Source organism: Kribbella voronezhensis, from assembly GCF_004365175.1.
In the GTDB taxonomy this organism is placed as follows: Bacteria; Actinomycetota; Actinomycetes; order Propionibacteriales; family Kribbellaceae; genus Kribbella; species Kribbella voronezhensis.
In genome coordinates, this window is sequence record NZ_SOCE01000003.1 from 218318 (window position 1) to 235507 (window position 17190).

Consider the following 17190-nt stretch of genomic DNA (forward strand, 5'->3'; position numbering starts at 1 on the left):
AAACCGCGAGCCCCGCCGACCTCACTCGGCGGGGCTCGCGTCCGTTGGTTCCCCCCCACGCCGTCGCCTGCGGGCCCTCCTGCGTCGCGTCCTTCGGCGGCTGGCTCCCACCCGCCCGGGTCGCGGGCTCCTGCGTCGCCTGCTCGGTGGGTGCGCGGCGCGGCTCGCTCGGCGGTGCGAGTTGCCGGCGGGTCGCCCGGCTCCTGCATCGCTCGCTCGGTGGGCTCGCCGTGCGGCTTGCTTGACCTGGTGCTGGTCAACCCCGGCGCGAGCACGACCACGCGTCGCGGGTGCTGGTGATGGGTGGCCCGAATCCTGCATCGCCCGGTGGAAACTGGGTGCCTGTCGGTGGGCGGGAGCTAAGCGCCAACCGCGCCACGCAGAAGAGGCAGACGCCGGGGCAGGGAACCTCAGCCGCCGTGGAAAGATCAGTGCAGTGGAGGCGCTCAGGGTTCGGCGGTTTGGTGCTGTCGGGTTGGCCGTGGTTGGCGGTGTGGGCTTGGCCGTGCAGGCTCGGCTCAACGGCGGGCTAGGCGCCAGCCTTGGCGACGGTGTCGTCGCCTCGATGATCTCCACCGGTAGCGGGATCCTGGTTCTGCTGGCGATCGTGCCCGGCTCGCGGGTCGGTCGTCGGGCCTTGGCGCAGCTCCGGGAAGCTCTGCGAGTGCAAGCCCTTCGGTGGTGGCAGTGTCTCGGTGGCGTGGCGGGCGCCCTGTACGTCGTGAGCCAAGGCGTGAGCGTCAGCGCTCTCGGGGTCGGGGTCTTCACCGTCGCGGTGGTCGGCGGTACGTCGGCCGGCAGCCTCGCTGTCGATCGGGCGGGACTCGGCCCGGGCGGCGTCCGTGTCATCACGGTACGCAGACTGATCGGCGCGGCCGCGGGGGTGAGCGCGGTCGCTATCGCCGGTCACGATCAGCTGGCCGGGCACAGCAAGATCGCCTTGCTCGTCCTTCCGCTGATCGCCGGCCTCGGTCTCGCCCTGCAATCAGCTCTCAACGGCCGGGTCGGGGCGGTCGCCGGATCGCCCTGGGCCGCCGCGCTCGTCAACTTCGTCGTGGCCGGCTGCACGCTCTGCATCGCGCTGCCGATCGAGTTCCTGATCCGCGGCAAGACCCCCGGCGAACTCCCGACAGAACCTTGGCTGTACTGCGGCGGCTTCGTCGGCGTCGGCGTGATCGCCATCGCGACCTCGGTCGTCCGCACCCTCGGCGTACTCGTCTTCGGTCTGACCAGCATCGCGGGTCAGCTCCTCGGCGCCGTACTCCTCGACACCCTCGGCGCGCACCGCCCGCCGGTGACGACCTGGATCGCGATCGCGCTGACCCTCGGCGCGGTCGCGATCACGATGATCAGACCGTCGCGCGCGTCCTGAGGTCGACGGTCACCGGCGGATGCCCGGCCGGCGACAACTGCAGGATCCGATCGCCGGGGTGCAACCGCGGGTCCTCGGCATAACGAGCAGCCAGTACTGCGGTCGCCGCCTCATCTCCGTTGTCAGAGGCAACCAGTAGCGTGGCGATCTCGTCCGCAAGCTCGAGATCGGCGTCGTCGAGCGAGCCCGACTGGGCGCCCCAGGCGTCCCAGAGCAGCAGCTCGTCGCCCTGCAGATGGGCCAGCTGGAAGAACACGTAGTTGCGGATGAACCAGCCACCCCGGATCGGCATCCCCGGATCGACCCCGAAGTCGTCGCCGTCCAGCGCACCGGAACGGTAGCCCAGCCACACCTCGGCCGCCGAGCGGAACCACCCCGGCTCCATGTCCTGCGGGTCGAACTTCCAGTGCGGGTCGGGCCCGAGCTGCGAGTCGACCATCACCCAGCGATCACCGTTCCAGTACTCCGCGACGACGTGATCGGGATTGAAACCCTCGGCGAAGTACGAAGCGAACCCGACCCGGCTACGGGCCGGGATCCCCTTGTGGCGAAGGGCGGAGACCGCCAGCAAGGTGAAGTCGCGGCAGCACCCGACGATGCGGTCGACGGGCTCCCGCGGTATGGCGAGCGCAGTACCGTTGCGTTTCTGATCGGTCGCCAGCATCGCCGAGACCCAGCGGTGGTTGATCTCGTCGTACCGGTCGCCGGTGAACTCGATGCCGCCGCCGCGGTAGTGGATCACCAGGTTGCGGATCACCTCGGTCAGCCCTGGGATGTCGGCGGGCACCGCGTCGAAGAGTTCGGCGTACTCGCCCGGATCGCTGAAGGGTGTCTGGGCGGCGTAGTCGGCGGGGGAAGTCGTCATTTCCGTGGTCCTTCGATCGGTTGGGCGATGTCGACGGCCAGGTCCGAGCCGGCGGCCGCCGGGAAGTTCGGGTGGTAGATCTCGCGGACAGCGCCGGTCGTCGGTACGCCGGCCCGCCGCACCCAGTCGCTGAGGAGGTCGTAGGCGAGCATGATCCGCGGGTAGGCGCACTCGTCCTTGGTGAGCGTGCAATAGGCCTCGGTGTGCGCCGGTTCGACCCGGATCGCGATCGGCCCGGCCGGGTCGACCAGCCCGGTGAACGGAACGCACACCTCGACGGGCGCCTCGCTCTCCGGCGTGACCGCGCCGTGGAAGATCACCCACGAGCCGCCGGTCAGCACGGCACCGGCCCGGTCGAGATGCGCGCGGATCTGCATCACCGAGGAGATGATCACCCCGACCAGCAACTGCTGGTCGGTGTCCGTGCGGATCGTCGCGATCTTGGTCTCGGGGACCTCACGAGTCAGTACGGGCCGCGGCGCCAGCCCGGGAGTCGACGGCCGGAGCAGCCGGTCGCGCAGGTACTCCAGCGTCGCCCTGCGAGCCTCGTTGGTGGCCTGTTCGGCGGCCCACCAGCGGTCGAGCCGGATCAGGCCTTCCTCGTCGGTGCCGGCCAGGATCTCGGTGATCGTCGCGAGCGGTACGTCGAGTTGGCGCAGCACGCTGATCCGGCGGGCCCGCTCGAGCTGGCTGACCGAGTAGAACCGGAACCCGTTGGCCGGGTCGACCCTGGCCGGGGCGAGCAGCCCCGATACGTCGTACAGGCGCAGTGCCTTGTGGGAGAGACCGGCCCGGCGGCCGAACTCGCTGATCGTCAGCTCGTCGTCGAGATCCCGTGCAGCCATGGACGCCAGTGAACACCCTACCCCAGGGGCAGAGGGAAGTTTCCGCGACAGGCTTGTGTTGGAGAAGGTAACGATATATCGTTAGTGTCATCAACAATATCTTGGAGGATATGATGAACACCCCAGACGAACCCAGAGGCCGCGGACGCGGCCATCGTCACCCCCGCCGCGGTGGACCGCGGATGGGCGAAGAAGGCATCCCGATGCACCGCGGACGCGGTGAACGAGGCGAGCGCGGCTACGGCCGCGGTCCTCGTCGTGGCCCAGGCCGTGGCCGGGCTCCGCGCGGCGATGTCCGGACCGCCGTGCTGATGCTGCTCGGCGAGCAGCCGATGCACGGCTACCAGTTGATGCAAGCCATTGCCGACCGCAGCGGCGGGCGCTGGACCCCCAGCCCCGGCGCGATCTACCCGACCATCAACCAGCTGGAAGACGAGGGCCTGGTCACCGTGACCGCGGAAGCCGGCCGCAAGCTCGTCACCCTGACCGACGCCGGACGCGAGTACGTCGAAGGTCGTCGCGAGACGTCCGTCGACCCGTTCGCCGGCTTCGCGAGCACGGAGCCCGCCACCGACCTCCGTGGACTGCTCGAAGAGTTGCACTCGGCAACGCGGCAGGTCGGCCGGAGCGGCTCGGAAGAGCAGCGCGCCGCGGCCGCCAAGATCCTCGCCGAAGCCCGCCGCTCGCTCTACCTCCTGCTGGCCGACGGCCCGCAGACGCCCGAAGCCTGAGACCTGCGTCACGCAGGGAACGTTTCGGCCGAACGGCTCCTCTTCCCCGATGTCCACACATCTGAGGAGGGGTCGGAATGGGTTCTCGAAAAGTCGCCGCGAGCGCACACATCCTGCTGGCGGCAGTGCACCTCTACTGGGCGACGGGCGCGACCTGGCCGGCCGCCGATGAGCGATCACTTTCCCGAGCGGTCCTCGGGATCGACGCTTCCTTCGCTCCCCAAGTAGTGCTTCCCTTGGCGGGGCTGCACGTGCTCCTGGCCGTCGCGGTCCAGCGATCCGATCGGTCCGCTCTCGCGAGACTTGTCGTCTGCGGCCTGGCAACCGGCTTGGCCGCCCGAGCCGCCCTGGGCCTGGTGTGGGCCTTCGGCGATACCAGTACTGCGTTCTACTGGCTCAACCTCTGCGTTTACACCCCCGCCTGCCTCGCGCTCCTGGCGATCGACGTCGGGCTCATTCGTTCCGGGCGGTCCCGCCTGGAAGAGTTCGCCGGGTGATCAAGGATCCGGAGCGGCTCGTGCGTGCGGCGCAGGGCGGGAACACGCTCGCGATGAGCGACCTGCTCGACCAGCTCACGCCGTACATCGGGCGGATCTGCGGGCCGATTGCCTTGGGCAACGGTCCGGACGCGACCCAGGAGGCGCTCGTGGCGGTGTTCAGATCGCTGCGCACGTTGAAGGAGCCGGCTGCGCTGTTCGGGTGGGTCCGGGCGATCGCCGTCCGGGAAGCGGTCCGGGTGGCGCGGCAGGAGGGGCGGCAGGTCGTCGCTGAGCTCGCCGACTTGCCGGCCCGCGGCGACCCGCAGCTGGCGATCGACGTACGGGACACCTTGGCGAGGCTGTCGCCCGAACACCGTGCCCTGCTGGTACTGCGCGACCTCGAGGGGCTTGACGAGGCGGCGGCCGCGGAGCTCCTCGCAGTACCGGCAGGGACGGCGAAATCCCGTCTTCATCGCGCCCGCGCAAGTTTCCGAAAGGCCTGGACCTCATGACCGCCAACTGGCCGCAAGCAGAACTCGACGCCGTCCGCCGCCTCCGCGCTCTCGCTGCCGGGATTCCGGGTGCCGTCGTCACCGAGCGAGTCTTCGATCGTCCGCTCCCGGTCGTGTGGGAGGTGATGTGGGACGGCGGCCGGAGCTTCGCCGAGATCCAGCCCGACATGCACTCGATCACCGACCTGACCGTCGACGGCGACCGCGTCAGTCTCCACGCCCGCAGCCGCTACGGCTTCCGGGCCCACCTACAAGGGACCGTCCGCCCTGGCTGGTGCTGGCTGCAGAGCCGCTTCCTGCTGATCGGCATGGCGGCGGCCGAGGAACCGGACGGTCGCACCCGCGTCGCGCTGACCGGGGGAGTCCGCGTTCCGACTCGCGCAGCGCTCGTGCCCATCGGCGTACGACGAGAGAGCACCAAGTCGCTCGATCGCCTTCAGGAGCTAGTACTGCGCGACAGTACTCGGTAGCGCAGCGAGGAGGGCGTTGGCCAGTGGCCGGTAGCCGTGGTCGTTCGGGTGGAAGAGGTCGGGGGCGAGCTTGCCGCGCCACGGTGGGCGGACGTGACGGGAGACCTCCGCTACCGGCAGACCGCGTTCGAGGGCGGCGGCGTGGATCGTCCGGTTGAGGCCGGCGACGTACGGGCTGCAGATGCCGCCGACCAACCAGAACCTGTCCGGCAGCAGCAGATCCATGACGACCGAGGACGAGGGGAGCCGGTGGATCAGTTGGCGAAGGTTGCTGTGCGCCTTCTTCGGAACCGTGCCGAGGATGTCGTTGCTGCCGATCCCGCAGGTGACCAGGTCCGGCTCCGTACCGAGCGCTTCGAGCAACGGCAGTTGGTCGTTGAGCACATGCGCGGCCTGAGCACCGGCGCGCGAGAGGTTCAGGATGCGCCACGGACGATGCGACCGGCCGTTCAAGACATGCAGCACCTGACCGACGTACCCGTGCAGCGGTGAGCTGGCCCCGAGACCTTGAGCAGTCGAGTCGCCCAGCACCACCCAGAGCGGACCGTCACCGGTGCGGGCAACCGAGTTCTGCTCAGTCCAGTACTCCGCGAACGTCCGCGCCTGGACATCGACGAAGGCAACCCCGTCACACCACCGCCGGAAGGCCCGCCGCGACGTCATCCGCTCGGCATCACCCCAACGCACGACCAACTGATGCAGAACTCCGATCGGAGTCGTGTGGTCGTGCTCGCTGCGTTCGTAGTGCCGCTCCGCCGTTCCCAGTAACGCCATTCAGGCCCCCTCCGGACATCACTTCACCGCCGGACCACTGGAGGTGTCCCGGACGTGAACAGTTGGTGACGAACGAAGGTACCCGAGCTAGGTGAACAACCTCAGAGTGCTCGAAGGAGCACCAGGCAGCGGGGGGCTAGGGGGACTACGGCGTTGGCCTCGACCTCGGTGGCGCCGCTTCCGGAGGTGTCCAGGACGACCTCGTACGCCGGGGCCCAGGAGGCGTCCGGTACGACGACCTCGCGGGTTTCCGCGGTGGCGTTGAGGGCGAGCAGGAACGAGTTGTCCACGGGAACGTTGCCTTCGGCATCGGTTCCGCGGATGGCGTCGCCGGCCAGGAACATCCCGATCGTGCGGAGGTTGCCGTCGTGCCAGTCGGCCTCGGTCATCTCCCCGCCGTGCGGCGCGATCCAGGACAGGTCCTTGCGACCGCCGGGGACGACGGGCTGGCCGGAGAAGTAGTGCCACTGCCGCAACGCGGGGTGGGCCGAGCGCAGTGCGAGCAGCTTCTTGGTCAGCTCCAGTTGGTCCGACCACGAGGACAGCAGGGTCCAGTCGAACCACGAAGTCTCGTTGTCCTGGCAGTAGGCGTTGTTGTTGCCGTGCTGCGTGCGCCCGCACTCGTCCCCGGCGGTGATCATCGGTACGCCGGTCGACAGCACCAGCGTCGCCATCAGGTTCGCCATCTGCCGTTTGCGCAGCGCGATGACGCCCCGGTCGTCGGTCTCGCCTTCGACGCCGCAGTTCCAGGACCGGTTGTCGTCGGTGCCGTCCCGGTTGTCCTCGTGGTTCTGCTCGTTGTGCTTGTGGTTGTACGAGACCAGGTCGCGCAGGGTGAACCCGTCGTGCGCGGTGACGAAGTTGATCGAGGCATACGGGTAGCGCCCGTCGTCGCCGTACAGGTCGCTGGAGCCGGACAGGCGGTAGGCGAGGTCCTGTACGCCGTACGACGACGTCCGCCAGACGTCGCGCACCGAGTCGCGGAACTTGCCGTTCCACTCCGACCACGGCGTACCGAAGTTGCCGACCTGGTAGCCGAAGTTGCCGACGTCCCACGGCTCGGAGATCAGCTTGACCCGGCCGAGCACCGGATCCGCGGCGACCTCGGCGAGGAACGGATGGTTGACGGTGTCGACCTCGTGCCGTTCGTTGCGGATCAGCGTCACCGCGAGGTCGAAGCGGAACCCGTCGACGCCCATCTCCTCGACCCAGTAGCGCAGCGAGTCCATCACCAGCCGGCGGACCTGCGGGTGTGACGTGTCGACAGAGTTCCCGGTGCCGGTCACGTCGTACATCGTGCCGCCCTGGGTGAGCCGGTAGTACGCGCGGTTGTCGATGCCGCGGAAGCTCAGCGTCGGCCCGTCGAACCCGCCCTCGGCGGTGTGGTTGTAGACCACGTCGAGGATGACCTCGATCCCCGCGGCGTGGAACGCGGCCACCATCGCCTTGAACTCGGCGACCTGCTCACCCAGCGAGCCCGACGACGAGTACGGCGCGTGCGGGGCGAAGAAGTTCAGCGTGTTGTAGCCCCAGTAGTTGGGCAGCCCGCGCGCCGCGATCGCCGGCTCGGTGAGGAAGTGATGGATCGGCAGCAGTTCGACCGAGGTGATGCCGAGGTCGACCAGGTACTGGATCACCGAGGGATGCGCCAGGCCGGCGTACGTCCCGCGCTGATGCTCCGGTACGTCGGGGTGCAGCTTGGTGAAGCCTTTCGTGTGCAACTCGTAGATGACCGTCTCGGTCCACGGCACCGGCCGGCTGATGGGTGGTGGCGGCTCTGAGGACCCGACGACCACGCCGACCGGCACATGCCCGGCCGAGTCGCCCTCGGAGGAGTCGTAGATCAGCGGGCTGTCGAAGTCGAGTGATCCGTCCACCGCGCGGGCATAGGGGTCGAGCAGCAGCTTGGCTGGGTTGAACCGCAGCCCGTGGGTCGGGTCGAACGGACCGTGCACCCGGTACCCGTACCGCTGGCCGGGGCCGACGTCCCGGACGAAGCCGGTCCAGTACTCGCCGGTGTGCACCAGGTCCAGGTTGCGCTGGCTGCCGTCCGGAGCGATCAGCGCGAGCTCGACGCGCTCTGCCGCGGGAGCCCACAACGTGAAGGTGGTGCCGTCTTGATGGACCACTGCGCCCAGCCGCGGGTGCTGGTCGGGGGCGGGGCCGAGCTCGTTCGGGGCGGCGGTGGCTTCGGTCACCGGCACATTGTGCCCATGACAGGACCTAGGCGGTCCAAAGGAGCAGTGAGATGTCGCTAACGATGACAGTTGTGTTCATGACAGAGTAGTTGCGAACACGGACGCGCAATGATACAAACGCAAGAACCGTTACTAAATTACCTGACGCCATCCCTGTCAAGTAAGACCTTGCCGGTCCAGACGACGCTCTCGTGCTCCGCAAGCCGAGGAGATGACCTCATGCGAATCCCACCCTTGAAGGCCCTGTTCGCCGCCGCGCTCGCCGTCACCGCGCTCGCGGCCTGTGGCGGCAACTCCGGTGCCGCCGACGACGCCAAGGTCCCGGACGACCCGGCGCAGGTGAAGGGCGACCTCACCTACGCCATCTGGGACGTGAACCAGCAGCCCGCGATGCAGCAGATCGTGAAGGCGTTCAACCAGCAGTATCCGAACGTGAAGGTGTCCATCTCGCTGGCCGCCTTCGACCAGTACTTCACCAAGCTCAAGACCCAGGGCTCGTCGAACAACCTGCCCGACGTGTTCTGGATGAACGGCCCGAACTTCCAGCTGTTCGCCGCCAACAAGCAGCTCGCCACCCTCGACGGGCTGACCGGTGCCAAGAAGGTCGACCCGGCGAACTACCCGAAGGCGCTGGACGATCTCTACACGCTGGACGGCAAGCAGTACGGCGTACCGAAGGATTTCGACACGATCGCGCTCTGGTACAACAAGCGGCTGTTCGCCGAGGCCAAGGTCGCCGCGCCGACGGCGGACTGGACCTGGAACGACTACAAGGCCGCCGCGGTGAAGCTCAAGGCGGCGCTCGGCCCGAAGGGCATCTTCGCCACCGGCGACAGCCTCGGCAACCAGGCCGACTACTACCCGGCGATGCTGAGCAACGGCGGCTTCGTGATCAAGGACGGCAAGTCCGGGTACGCCGATCCGAAGTCGGTCGAGGCGCTCCAGTTCTGGTCGGACCTGGTCAAGGGCGGCTACACCCCGTCGAACGCGCAGAACGCCGAGACCAAGAGTCAGGACCGCTTCTTCGACGGCAAGGCCGCGATGATGTGGAACGGCAACTGGGTCGTCTCGGCCGCGCTCAAGTCGCCGTACAAGAACGACTTCACCGTCGTGCCGTTGCCGAAGGCCCCGAACGGTCAGCGCAAGACGGTGATCCACGGCATCGCCAACGTGATGAGCGCGAAGTCGAAGAACCCGGAGGCGGCCGCCGCGTTCCTGGCGTTCCTCGGCGGCAAGGACGCCGCGCTGATCCAGGCGAAGGCGGGCGCCGCGAACCCGGCGTACACCGGAACCCAGGCGGACTTCGTGAACTCCGCGCCGCAGTACAACCTGAAGACCTATATCGACGCGGCCGAGCAGTACGCCGAGCCGTACCCGGTCTCCAAGGACACCGGCGTCTGGAACAAGCTCGAGACCGATGTGATCGCGCCCGCGTTCGGTGGTGACAAGCCGATGTCCGAAGTCGGCGCCGAAGTCGCCGCCAAGATGGACGAGGCGCTGGGCAAAGAGAAGTGAGGAAGGCTGACGGCAAGTGGCCGTGGGTGTTCGTGTTGCCCACCTTCCTCGGCGTGCTGGTGTTCTACCTCTGGCCGCTGGTCAAGACGCTGTACGACAGCTTCACCGAGTCCGGCCCGTTCGGCGGCGCGACCTGGGTCGGCGCGGCGAACTACAGCCAGTTGATCGGCGACTCCGAGGTCTACCGGGCGATCCTGAACACCGTCGTCTACACCGCGATCGTGCTGCTCGGCATCCCGATCGCGGTGCTCTTCGCCAGCCTGCTGAACCGGCCGGGCCTGAAGGGCGCGATGATCTACCGCACCCTGTTCTTCCTTCCGTACGTCGCGATGCCGACCGCGATCTCGCTGGTCTGGCGGATCATCTACAACAGCGACTACGGCGCCCTGAACCAGGCGCTGAAGGCGATCGGCATCGACGGGCCGTCGTGGATCACCGAACCCTGGTTCGCGTTGATCGCGGTCGCGCTGCTCGGGTTGTGGCTGGTGATCGGGTTCAACATGATCGTGCTCTCGGCCGGGCTGAAAGGCATCCCGGCCGAGCTGTACGAGGCCGCCTCCCTGGACGGGGCGAGCCGGACCCAGCAGTTCCGGTCCATCACGGTCCCGCTGCTGACCCCGTCGATCTTCTTCCTGTCGGTGATCACCACGATCGCCGGGTTCCAGTTGTTCGACCAGTTGTTCGCGTTGCTCGGCCCGGCCAACCCGGTGATGCCGAAGACGCAGTCGCTGGTGTTCCTGTTCTACGACGCGGCCTTCGTCGGCAACGAACGCGGGTACGCCGCGGCGGTCGCCGTACTGATCCTGGTCGTGGTCGGGTTGCTGACCCTGTTCCAGTTCCGGCTCCAGCGCAGGTGGGTGAACTATGACTGACCGCAGCGAGCGCCTCGGCAGCAACCGGCTCGCGCACGTCGTGCTCGTGCTGGGCAGCCTGGTGATGATGTTCCCGTTCCTGTGGCAGCTGAAGATGGCGTTCTCCAGCCAGGCCGAGATCCAGGCGATCCCGCCGGACCTGCTGCCGAAGGGACTGGAGTGGAGCAACTTCAGCGAGGTGTTCCAGCGGCTGCCGTTCCTGCGCCAGTTCTGGGTGTCGGTGGCCGTGACGACCGGGCGGACCGTCGGGCAGCTGGTGCTCTGCTCGCTGGCCGGCTACGCGTTCGCCCGGATGGCGTTCCGCTTCAAGGCGGTGATGCTGGCGCTGATCCTGTCCATCCTGATGGTGCCCAGCCAGGTGTACCTGATCCCGCAGTACCAGCTCGTCCAGCGGCTCGGCTGGCTGGACAGTATCCAGGGGATCATCGCCCCCGGCATCTTCAGCGCGTTCGGCACCTTCTTGATGATGCAGTTCTTCAAGACCATCCCGGTCGAGCTGGAGGAGGCGTCCCGGCTGGACGGCTGCAACCCGTGGCAGACGTTCTGGAAGGTCGTCCTCCCGGTCGCCAAACCGGGGCTGGTCTCGCTGGCCATCATCACCGTGCTCACCTCGTGGGCGGACCTGCTCTGGCCGCTGGTCGTCACCTCGTCGCCGGAACAGATGCCGCTCGCGGTCGGGCTGGCCACCCTGAGCGGGTACGAGGGCAGTATCTCGCCAGGGGTGATGATGGCTGCGGCCCTGATGGCGATGGCCCCGATCCTGATCCTCTTCGTCGTCCTGCAGCGCCGGGTCGTCGAAGGCATCGCATTCTCCGGACTCAAGTAGAGGACTCCATGAGTGAACCAGAACTGACCGGTCTGACGGTCGGGCTGATCGGCGCGGGCAACATCGCGCACGTGCACGTCGCGGCCTGGAAGGCACTGGGTGCGCGCGTGCTGGTGCATTCGCACGCGGGTGCCGCCGAGCTCGCCGCGCAGTACGGGCTGGAAGCGGTCGATTCGTTGCCGGCCTTGTTCGCCGAGGTGGAGTTCGTCGACATCGTCACTCCGTCGGCGACGCACAAGGAGATCACGCTCGCCGCGATCGAGGCCGGTCGCGACGTCATCTGCGAGAAGCCGCTGACGCTGACCGCCGCCGACTCCCGCGAGCTGTCCGAGGCGGCGGCCGCGGCCGGCGTACGGATCTATCCCGCGCACGTGGTGCGGTTCTTCCCGGCGTACGCCGCTGCGCACGCTGCCGTGCTCGACGGTCGCATCGGGCAGGTCGCGGTCGCCCGGTTCTTCCGCGCGGCCAGTACGCCGGCCGCCAGAGGCTGGTACCGCGACGTCGCGCGCTCCGGCGGCGTGATCATGGATCTGATGGTGCACGACCTCGATCAGGCCCGGTGGATCTGCGGTGAGGTCACCAGCGTGTACGCCGCCCAGAGTCCGCCTTCGGTCGACGGGATCAGCCCGGTCAACGTGGCGGCGCACGTGACGCTGACGCACGAGGGCGGCGCGATCAGCCAGCTGCGGGCGACCTGGGGAGCGGAGGGGACCGAATTCCGGTCCGGCTTCTCGATCGCGGGAGCCACCGGCGTACTGGAGTACTCCTCGGCCGAGGACACCGGGTTCGCCGAGGAGTTGCAGGACGACGCGTCGACCGGCGACCTGCTGATCCCATCGTCGACGCTCTACGAGAGTCCCTATCTGACCCAGTTGCGGGAACTCGCGAGCGCGCTGCGGGGTGGACCCGAGCCGCGCGTGGTCGCGGATGACGGCATCGCCGCGGTGTATCTGGCCGAGGCCGCGCGGGAGTCGATGACGACCGGCCGCGCTGTGGACATGAGCACATTCACCCCGTCGGGAGCATCGGCATGAAGGTTGCTATCGCGTCATTCGCCCACACCCACACGTCGTCGTACGTGCGGCTGCTCGCCGGGATGCCCGACGTCGAGGTGCTGACGGCCGACCCGGATGGCGCCGCCGCGCCTGATGCCGGGCCGCGGGGCGCTGCCTTCGCCGAGCAACTCGGCGTGCCTTACGTCGACTCGTACGACGAACTCTTCGCGTGGGGCCCGGATGCCGTCGTGGTGACCAGCGAGAACTCGCTGCACCGCGGACTCGTCGAGAGAGCGGCCGCCGTCGGCGCGCATGTGCTCTGCGAGAAGCCGCTTGCCACCGAGGTCGTCGACGGCGAGGCGATGCTGGCCGCGTGCGACGCCGCCGGGGTGATCCTGATGACGGCATACCCGGTGCGCTTCGCGCCGTCGTACGGGCGGCTCCGGGCGATGGTCGAAGCGGGGCGGCTCGGTGAGGTCTTCGCGGTGATCGGGACGAACAACGGGAAGATCCCGTACGCGCAGCGGCAGTGGTTCACCGACGCGGCGTACGCCGGTGGGGGAGCGCTGGTGGATCACACGGTGCACTGCGCCGACCTGATCGACGGGCTGACCGGTGGTGTCGAGGCGACCCGTGTCTACGCGGCGGCGAACCGGGTGCTGCACCAGGACAAAGGCGTGGAGGTCGAGACCGGCGGGCTGGTGACGATCACTTACGCCAACGGATTGCTGGCGACCATCGACTGCTCATGGAGCGTGCCGGACAACGGGCCGACCTGGGGTGGTGTGACCTTGCAGGTGACCGGTACCAACGGCTCGGTGGAGATCGCGCCGTTCCTGCCCCATGTCGGTGGCACCGATGCCGGGGGCGAGGTGTTCCTCCCGGTCGGCGGCGACCTGGACGGGATGATGCTCGCCGAGTTCCTCACCGCTGTGCGCGCGTCCGGTCCGGCCGTTCCTGGCAAGCCGCCCGCGGTGGTGCCCCAACCCGACGGCGCGGTCGGTCTGCGCACCCTGAAGATCGTCGATGCCGCCCGTCGCTCCGCCCGGTCGGGGCAGCCCGTCGACCTGTAGCGGCGGCACCTCGTAGTACGACCGGAGGGACTGGTCCGGTAGCGTGCCCCGGGATGTGACCGGTGGGTAGGGCCTGACTGGAGGAGCGAGATGGGCGAGTTCGTCAATCTGACGGTGAGTGACGGGGTCGGGACGATCCGGCTGGATCGGCCGAAGATGAACGCGCTCAACGTGCAGGTCCAGGACGAGATCCGGGCCGCGGCAGAGCAGGCAGTGGCCGACGACGCGGTGCGGGCCGTGGTGATCTACGGCGGCGAGCGGGTGTTCGCGGCCGGGGCGGACATCAAGGAGATGGCCGACATGTCGTACGGCGACATGGTCAAGCGCTCCGGTCCGCTGCAGGCCTCCCTGTCGGCGGTCGCCGCGATCCCGAAGCCGACCGTTGCCGCGATCACCGGGTACGCGCTCGGCGGCGGCTGTGAGCTCGCGCTGTGCGCCGACTACCGGATCGCCGCGGAGGACGCGAAGCTCGGCCAGCCCGAGATCCTGCTCGGCATCATCCCCGGCGCCGGTGGGACCCAGCGGCTGTCCCGGCTGGTCGGCCCGTCGAAGGCCAAGGACATCATCTACACGGGCCGGTTCGTCGACGCCGCCGAGTCGCTCCGGATCGGGCTCGTCGACAAGGTCGTTCCTGCCGCCGAGGTGTACGACGCGGCCGTTGCCTGGGCCTCGCAGTTCTCGCGTGGCGCCGCGCTTGCGTTGAGGGCCGCCAAGGAGGCGATCGACGCGGGCCTCGGGGTCGACCTGAACACCGGGCTGGAGATCGAGCGGCAGCAGTTCGCCGCGCTGTTCGCCACTGAGGACCGCTCTATCGGGATGAAGTCTTTCGTCGAGAACGGCCCGGGAAAAGCAGCGTTCAAGGGCTTTTAGGAGATACAGATGACTACTGCCGGACCGAAGCCTGCCGCCTCCGCCGAGGAGGTCGAGGCCGCGTGGAACGACAACAAGCTCGCCCAGGTGCTCTACCACGACTGGGAGGCGTCCACGTATGACGAGAAGTGGTCGATCTCGTACGACGAACGCTGCGTCGACTACGCCCGCGACCGGTTCACCGACGTCGCCGGGTCCGACGGCTGGCCGTACGGCAAGTCGCTCGAGATCGGCGCCGGCACCGGCTTCTTCACGCTGAACCTCAAGTTGGCCGGCGTCCTCGCCGAGGCGCACGTCACCGACCTGTCACCCGGCATGGTCGAGGCGGCCAAGCGCAACGCGGACACCCTCGGCTTCGCGATCGAGGGCAAGGTCGCGGACGCGGAGAAGCTCCCGTACGACGACGACACCTTCGACCTCGTCATCGGGCACGCCGTCATCCACCACATCCCGGACGTGGAACTCGCCTTCCGCGAGATGCTCCGCGTCCTGAAGCCGGGCGGCCGCTTCGTCATCTGCGGCGAACCCACCCGGTACGGCGACTACGTGGCGCGCCGGCTCTCCCGGTTCACCTGGTGGGCGACCACCAACGTGACCAAGCTGCCCGCGCTGAGCCACTGGCGCCGGCCGCAGGCCGAACTCGACGAGTCCTCGCGGGCGGCCGCGCTCGAGGCCGTGGTGGACCTGCACACCTTCGACCCGGACACGCTGGCCCGGACCGCCGAGCGCGCCGGGGCGACCGGCGTACGGACCGTCACGGAGGAGTTGCTGGCGGCCTGGGTCGGCTGGCCGATCCGGACCTTCGAGGCCGCCGTACCGGAGAGCAAGCTCGGCTTCGGCTGGCGGATGTTCGCCTACAAGTCGTGGCTGCAGCTGTCCAAGGTCGACAAGGTGCTCGCTCAGGTAGTCCCCGACGAGCTCTACTACAACGTGTCGATCACCGGGGTAGCCCCGTAAAACATGCGCATAATGGACGGATGCGCTTGCTGACCGCGGCGAATCTGCGCTGGGTGGTGCGCCACCGGGCGTGGACGCCGTACTACCTGAAACGGTACTGGCGCTTCGCGGTGTTCAAGCTGCGGCACCGGCACGTGGTCACCGAGGGATTCGTCTTTCTCGGCAAGAAACTGGAGATCGTTGCCAGACCGGGGCACGGCCGGCTCATCCTGGGCAAGTGGGTGCATCTGGGTGACGAGACCCGGCTGCGGGCCCACGAAGGCACGCTGCGGATCGGCGACAAGGTGGTGTTCGCCCGCGATGTGACGGTGAACTGCTACCTGGACATCGAGATCGGCGCTTCCACGCTGATCGCCGACTGGACCTACATCTGCGACTTCGACCACAAGACCGAGGATCTCGGCCCGCCGATCAAGGACCAGGGGCTGGTCAAGTCGCCGGTCCGGATCGGCCCGGACTGCTGGCTGGCCACGAAGGTCACCGTGACCCGGGGCGCCGACATCGGCGCCGGTGTGGTGATCGGCGCCAATAGCGTTGCCCGGGGCAACATTCCGGCGTACTCGGTGGCGGCCGGGATCCCGGCGGTGGTGGTCCGTGACCGGGTCAGCCGGTACGAGGCGGAGGCGGAGCGCCGGGCGTACCTGGACAAGCTTGCCCGGGCCAACGAGGAGACCGCGGCCCGCCTGCGCGCGGGAGCGCCGGTGGTACCGGCCGCCGGCGGGGGACCGGTGGAGGGGGCCGACGCGCCGTCGGGTAACGGATCACCTACCAGTGGTGATAAAGCAGATGTGACCAGGGGGTTCTCAAGTTACTCGCCAGTCGGGCACTATGTCCCGGACGTCGTCGTCGGAGAGGAGAAGCAGCGTGGCTGACGTGAACCGGCAGCCGAGTCTCGACCAGGCTGCTGCCGACGGCTCCATCACGGGCGCGCGGCACCGGGCGGTCGAACCGGTGCCGATTGTCGCCGACAGTGTCGACGTCGCTACGTTGGACGGTGTGGACGACGTGTTGCCGGTCCCGGTGCCAGGCGTGCGGCGCAGATTGACGCCGCGTCCGGTCCCGGGCAACAAGCGGAAGAAGCCGCCGGTGCTGGGACCGGCGGCGGATGAGGAACCGACCCCGGCTGAGGAGATGGACGACGTGGGTACTCACGACGACAAGGCGGCCCCGGCCGCCGATGCCGAGAAGGCGGTGACACCGCCGGGCGTGGAAGCTGAGGAGACTCCGGCCGGCGCAACGGTGCGCGGCTCGACCGCGACGGCGACGAAGGCCGCGAAGCCGAAGACGGCCGCCGAGATCGTCGCGGCGCAGCGCGAACGCGAGAAAGCCGCTGCCGCGGCAAAGACCGACGACACCTCGGTCACGACGCCGCTGACCCGGCAACCCGCCGCGGCCAGTACGCCGTCGGTCGGCAAACCGGCCACCGGTACGGCGGCGACAGGTGCCGTCGGCAACAAAACGGCCGTGAAGAAGACGGTCACCGCGAAGGTTGCCCCGACCGCCAAGGGCAAGGCGGCGATGTCGACCGTCGGCACCGGCGTGAAGCAGGTCCGGAACCTGATCGCCTCGGTGATCTGGCTGATCGCCGTCCTGGCCGCTGCCGTGCTGGCCCTCGGCGCGCTGTTCACCGCCCTCGACCAGGCGAACCAGAGCAACGAGATCGTCCGCTTCGTCCTCGACCGCGGCCACGACATCGTCGGCCCGTTCAAGGACCTGTTCCGGCTGGAAACCGCGAAGAACACCCTGCTGGTCAACTGGGGCATCGCGGCCCTCGTCTACCTGATCGCCGGCAAGATCCTCGAACGCTTCATCCGGCCCTAGGGCTTCGATCGAGCA

The 17190-nt window shown here is 68.5% G+C and carries 18 protein-coding genes; 14 read left to right on the forward strand and 4 right to left on the reverse strand.

Annotated features, from left to right (window positions below):
- The first annotated feature begins 481 nt into the window (after nucleotides 1–481).
- A complete protein-coding gene (locus EV138_RS35715) occupies nucleotides 482–1372 on the forward strand; it encodes a DMT family transporter (protein ID WP_133985035.1) in 891 nt (296 codons plus the stop codon).
- Here the strand turns inward: EV138_RS35715 and EV138_RS35720 are convergent.
- Together EV138_RS35720 and EV138_RS35725 are read right to left on the reverse strand one after the other, a co-directional pair.
- Nucleotides 1350–2237: a transglutaminase-like domain-containing protein gene (locus tag EV138_RS35720; RefSeq protein ID WP_133985037.1), complete on the reverse strand. Its 888-nt coding sequence runs from the start codon at nucleotides 2235–2237 to the stop codon at nucleotides 1350–1352. The genes EV138_RS35715 and EV138_RS35720 overlap by 23 nt on opposite strands.
- On the reverse strand, nucleotides 2234–3082 hold the full coding sequence (locus EV138_RS35725) for a MerR family transcriptional regulator (protein ID WP_133985039.1): 849 nt from the start codon (nucleotides 3080–3082) through the stop codon (nucleotides 2234–2236). The genes EV138_RS35720 and EV138_RS35725 overlap by 4 nt, the downstream gene beginning before the upstream one ends.
- Before the next feature lie 182 nt (nucleotides 3083–3264).
- Here EV138_RS35725 and EV138_RS35730 point away from each other — a divergent pair, with 182 nt between their 5' ends.
- The 4 genes from EV138_RS35730 (at nucleotide 3265) to EV138_RS35745 (ending at nucleotide 5274) form a co-directional block, all read left to right on the forward strand.
- Nucleotides 3265–3813: a PadR family transcriptional regulator gene (locus EV138_RS35730; protein ID WP_202867105.1), complete on the forward strand. Its 549-nt coding sequence runs from the start codon at nucleotides 3265–3267 to the stop codon at nucleotides 3811–3813.
- Between the two features lie 77 nt (nucleotides 3814–3890).
- Nucleotides 3891–4310: a DUF3995 domain-containing protein gene (locus EV138_RS35735; RefSeq protein ID WP_133985041.1), complete on the forward strand. Its 420-nt coding sequence runs from the start codon at nucleotides 3891–3893 to the stop codon at nucleotides 4308–4310.
- Nucleotides 4307–4804 (forward strand): RNA polymerase sigma factor, encoded by a 498-nt coding sequence (locus EV138_RS35740; protein ID WP_238158597.1) that lies wholly within the window; start codon nucleotides 4307–4309, stop codon nucleotides 4802–4804. The genes EV138_RS35735 and EV138_RS35740 overlap by 4 nt, the downstream gene beginning before the upstream one ends.
- The gene (locus EV138_RS35745) at nucleotides 4801–5274 is read left to right on the forward strand and encodes a hypothetical protein (RefSeq protein WP_133985043.1); all 474 of its coding nucleotides are present in this window, start codon (nucleotides 4801–4803) and stop codon (nucleotides 5272–5274) included. Before EV138_RS35740 ends, EV138_RS35745 begins: the two co-directional genes overlap by 4 nt.
- Here EV138_RS35745 and EV138_RS35750 read toward each other — a convergent pair.
- Both EV138_RS35750 and glgX read right to left on the reverse strand, forming a co-directional pair.
- Nucleotides 5248–6048, reverse strand: coding sequence for an SGNH/GDSL hydrolase family protein (locus tag EV138_RS35750; RefSeq protein WP_133985045.1), 801 nt, complete (start codon nucleotides 6046–6048; stop codon nucleotides 5248–5250). The genes EV138_RS35745 and EV138_RS35750 overlap by 27 nt on opposite strands.
- A 101-nt stretch (nucleotides 6049–6149) precedes the next feature.
- Nucleotides 6150–8246: a glycogen debranching protein GlgX gene (gene glgX, locus EV138_RS35755; protein WP_439649027.1), complete on the reverse strand. Its 2097-nt coding sequence runs from the start codon at nucleotides 8244–8246 to the stop codon at nucleotides 6150–6152.
- A gap of 219 nt (nucleotides 8247–8465) precedes the next feature.
- Here glgX and EV138_RS35760 point away from each other — a divergent pair, with 219 nt between their 5' ends.
- The 9 genes from EV138_RS35760 (at nucleotide 8466) to EV138_RS35800 (ending at nucleotide 17175) form a co-directional block, all read left to right on the forward strand.
- Complete coding sequence (locus tag EV138_RS35760; protein ID WP_133985049.1) at nucleotides 8466–9761, forward strand: ABC transporter substrate-binding protein; 1296 nt, start codon at nucleotides 8466–8468, stop codon at nucleotides 9759–9761.
- Nucleotides 9758–10633, forward strand: coding sequence for a carbohydrate ABC transporter permease (locus tag EV138_RS35765; protein WP_133985051.1), 876 nt, complete (start codon nucleotides 9758–9760; stop codon nucleotides 10631–10633). Before EV138_RS35760 ends, EV138_RS35765 begins: the two co-directional genes overlap by 4 nt.
- Nucleotides 10626–11459: a carbohydrate ABC transporter permease gene (locus EV138_RS35770; protein ID WP_133985053.1), complete on the forward strand. Its 834-nt coding sequence runs from the start codon at nucleotides 10626–10628 to the stop codon at nucleotides 11457–11459. The genes EV138_RS35765 and EV138_RS35770 overlap by 8 nt, the downstream gene beginning before the upstream one ends.
- Before the next feature lie 8 nt (nucleotides 11460–11467).
- Nucleotides 11468–12493 carry a Gfo/Idh/MocA family protein gene (locus EV138_RS35775; RefSeq protein ID WP_133985055.1) on the forward strand — a complete coding sequence of 342 codons (1026 nt, stop codon included), beginning with the start codon at nucleotides 11468–11470 and terminating at the stop codon, nucleotides 12491–12493.
- Nucleotides 12490–13527, forward strand: a complete 1038-nt coding sequence (locus tag EV138_RS35780; protein WP_238158598.1) for a Gfo/Idh/MocA family protein — start codon at nucleotides 12490–12492, stop codon at nucleotides 13525–13527. Before EV138_RS35775 ends, EV138_RS35780 begins: the two co-directional genes overlap by 4 nt.
- 90 nt (nucleotides 13528–13617) lie before the next feature.
- A complete protein-coding gene (locus EV138_RS35785) occupies nucleotides 13618–14397 on the forward strand; it encodes an enoyl-CoA hydratase/isomerase family protein (protein WP_133985059.1) in 780 nt (259 codons plus the stop codon).
- A 9-nt stretch (nucleotides 14398–14406) separates the two neighbouring features.
- Nucleotides 14407–15354, forward strand: a complete 948-nt coding sequence (locus EV138_RS35790) for a class I SAM-dependent methyltransferase (protein ID WP_133985061.1) — start codon at nucleotides 14407–14409, stop codon at nucleotides 15352–15354.
- 20 nt (nucleotides 15355–15374) lie between these two features.
- Nucleotides 15375–16226, forward strand: coding sequence for an acyltransferase (locus tag EV138_RS35795; RefSeq protein ID WP_133985063.1), 852 nt, complete (start codon nucleotides 15375–15377; stop codon nucleotides 16224–16226).
- The gene (locus EV138_RS35800) at nucleotides 16219–17175 is read left to right on the forward strand and encodes a hypothetical protein (protein ID WP_238158599.1); all 957 of its coding nucleotides are present in this window, start codon (nucleotides 16219–16221) and stop codon (nucleotides 17173–17175) included. Before EV138_RS35795 ends, EV138_RS35800 begins: the two co-directional genes overlap by 8 nt.
- Nucleotides 17176–17190 lie beyond the last annotated feature (15 nt).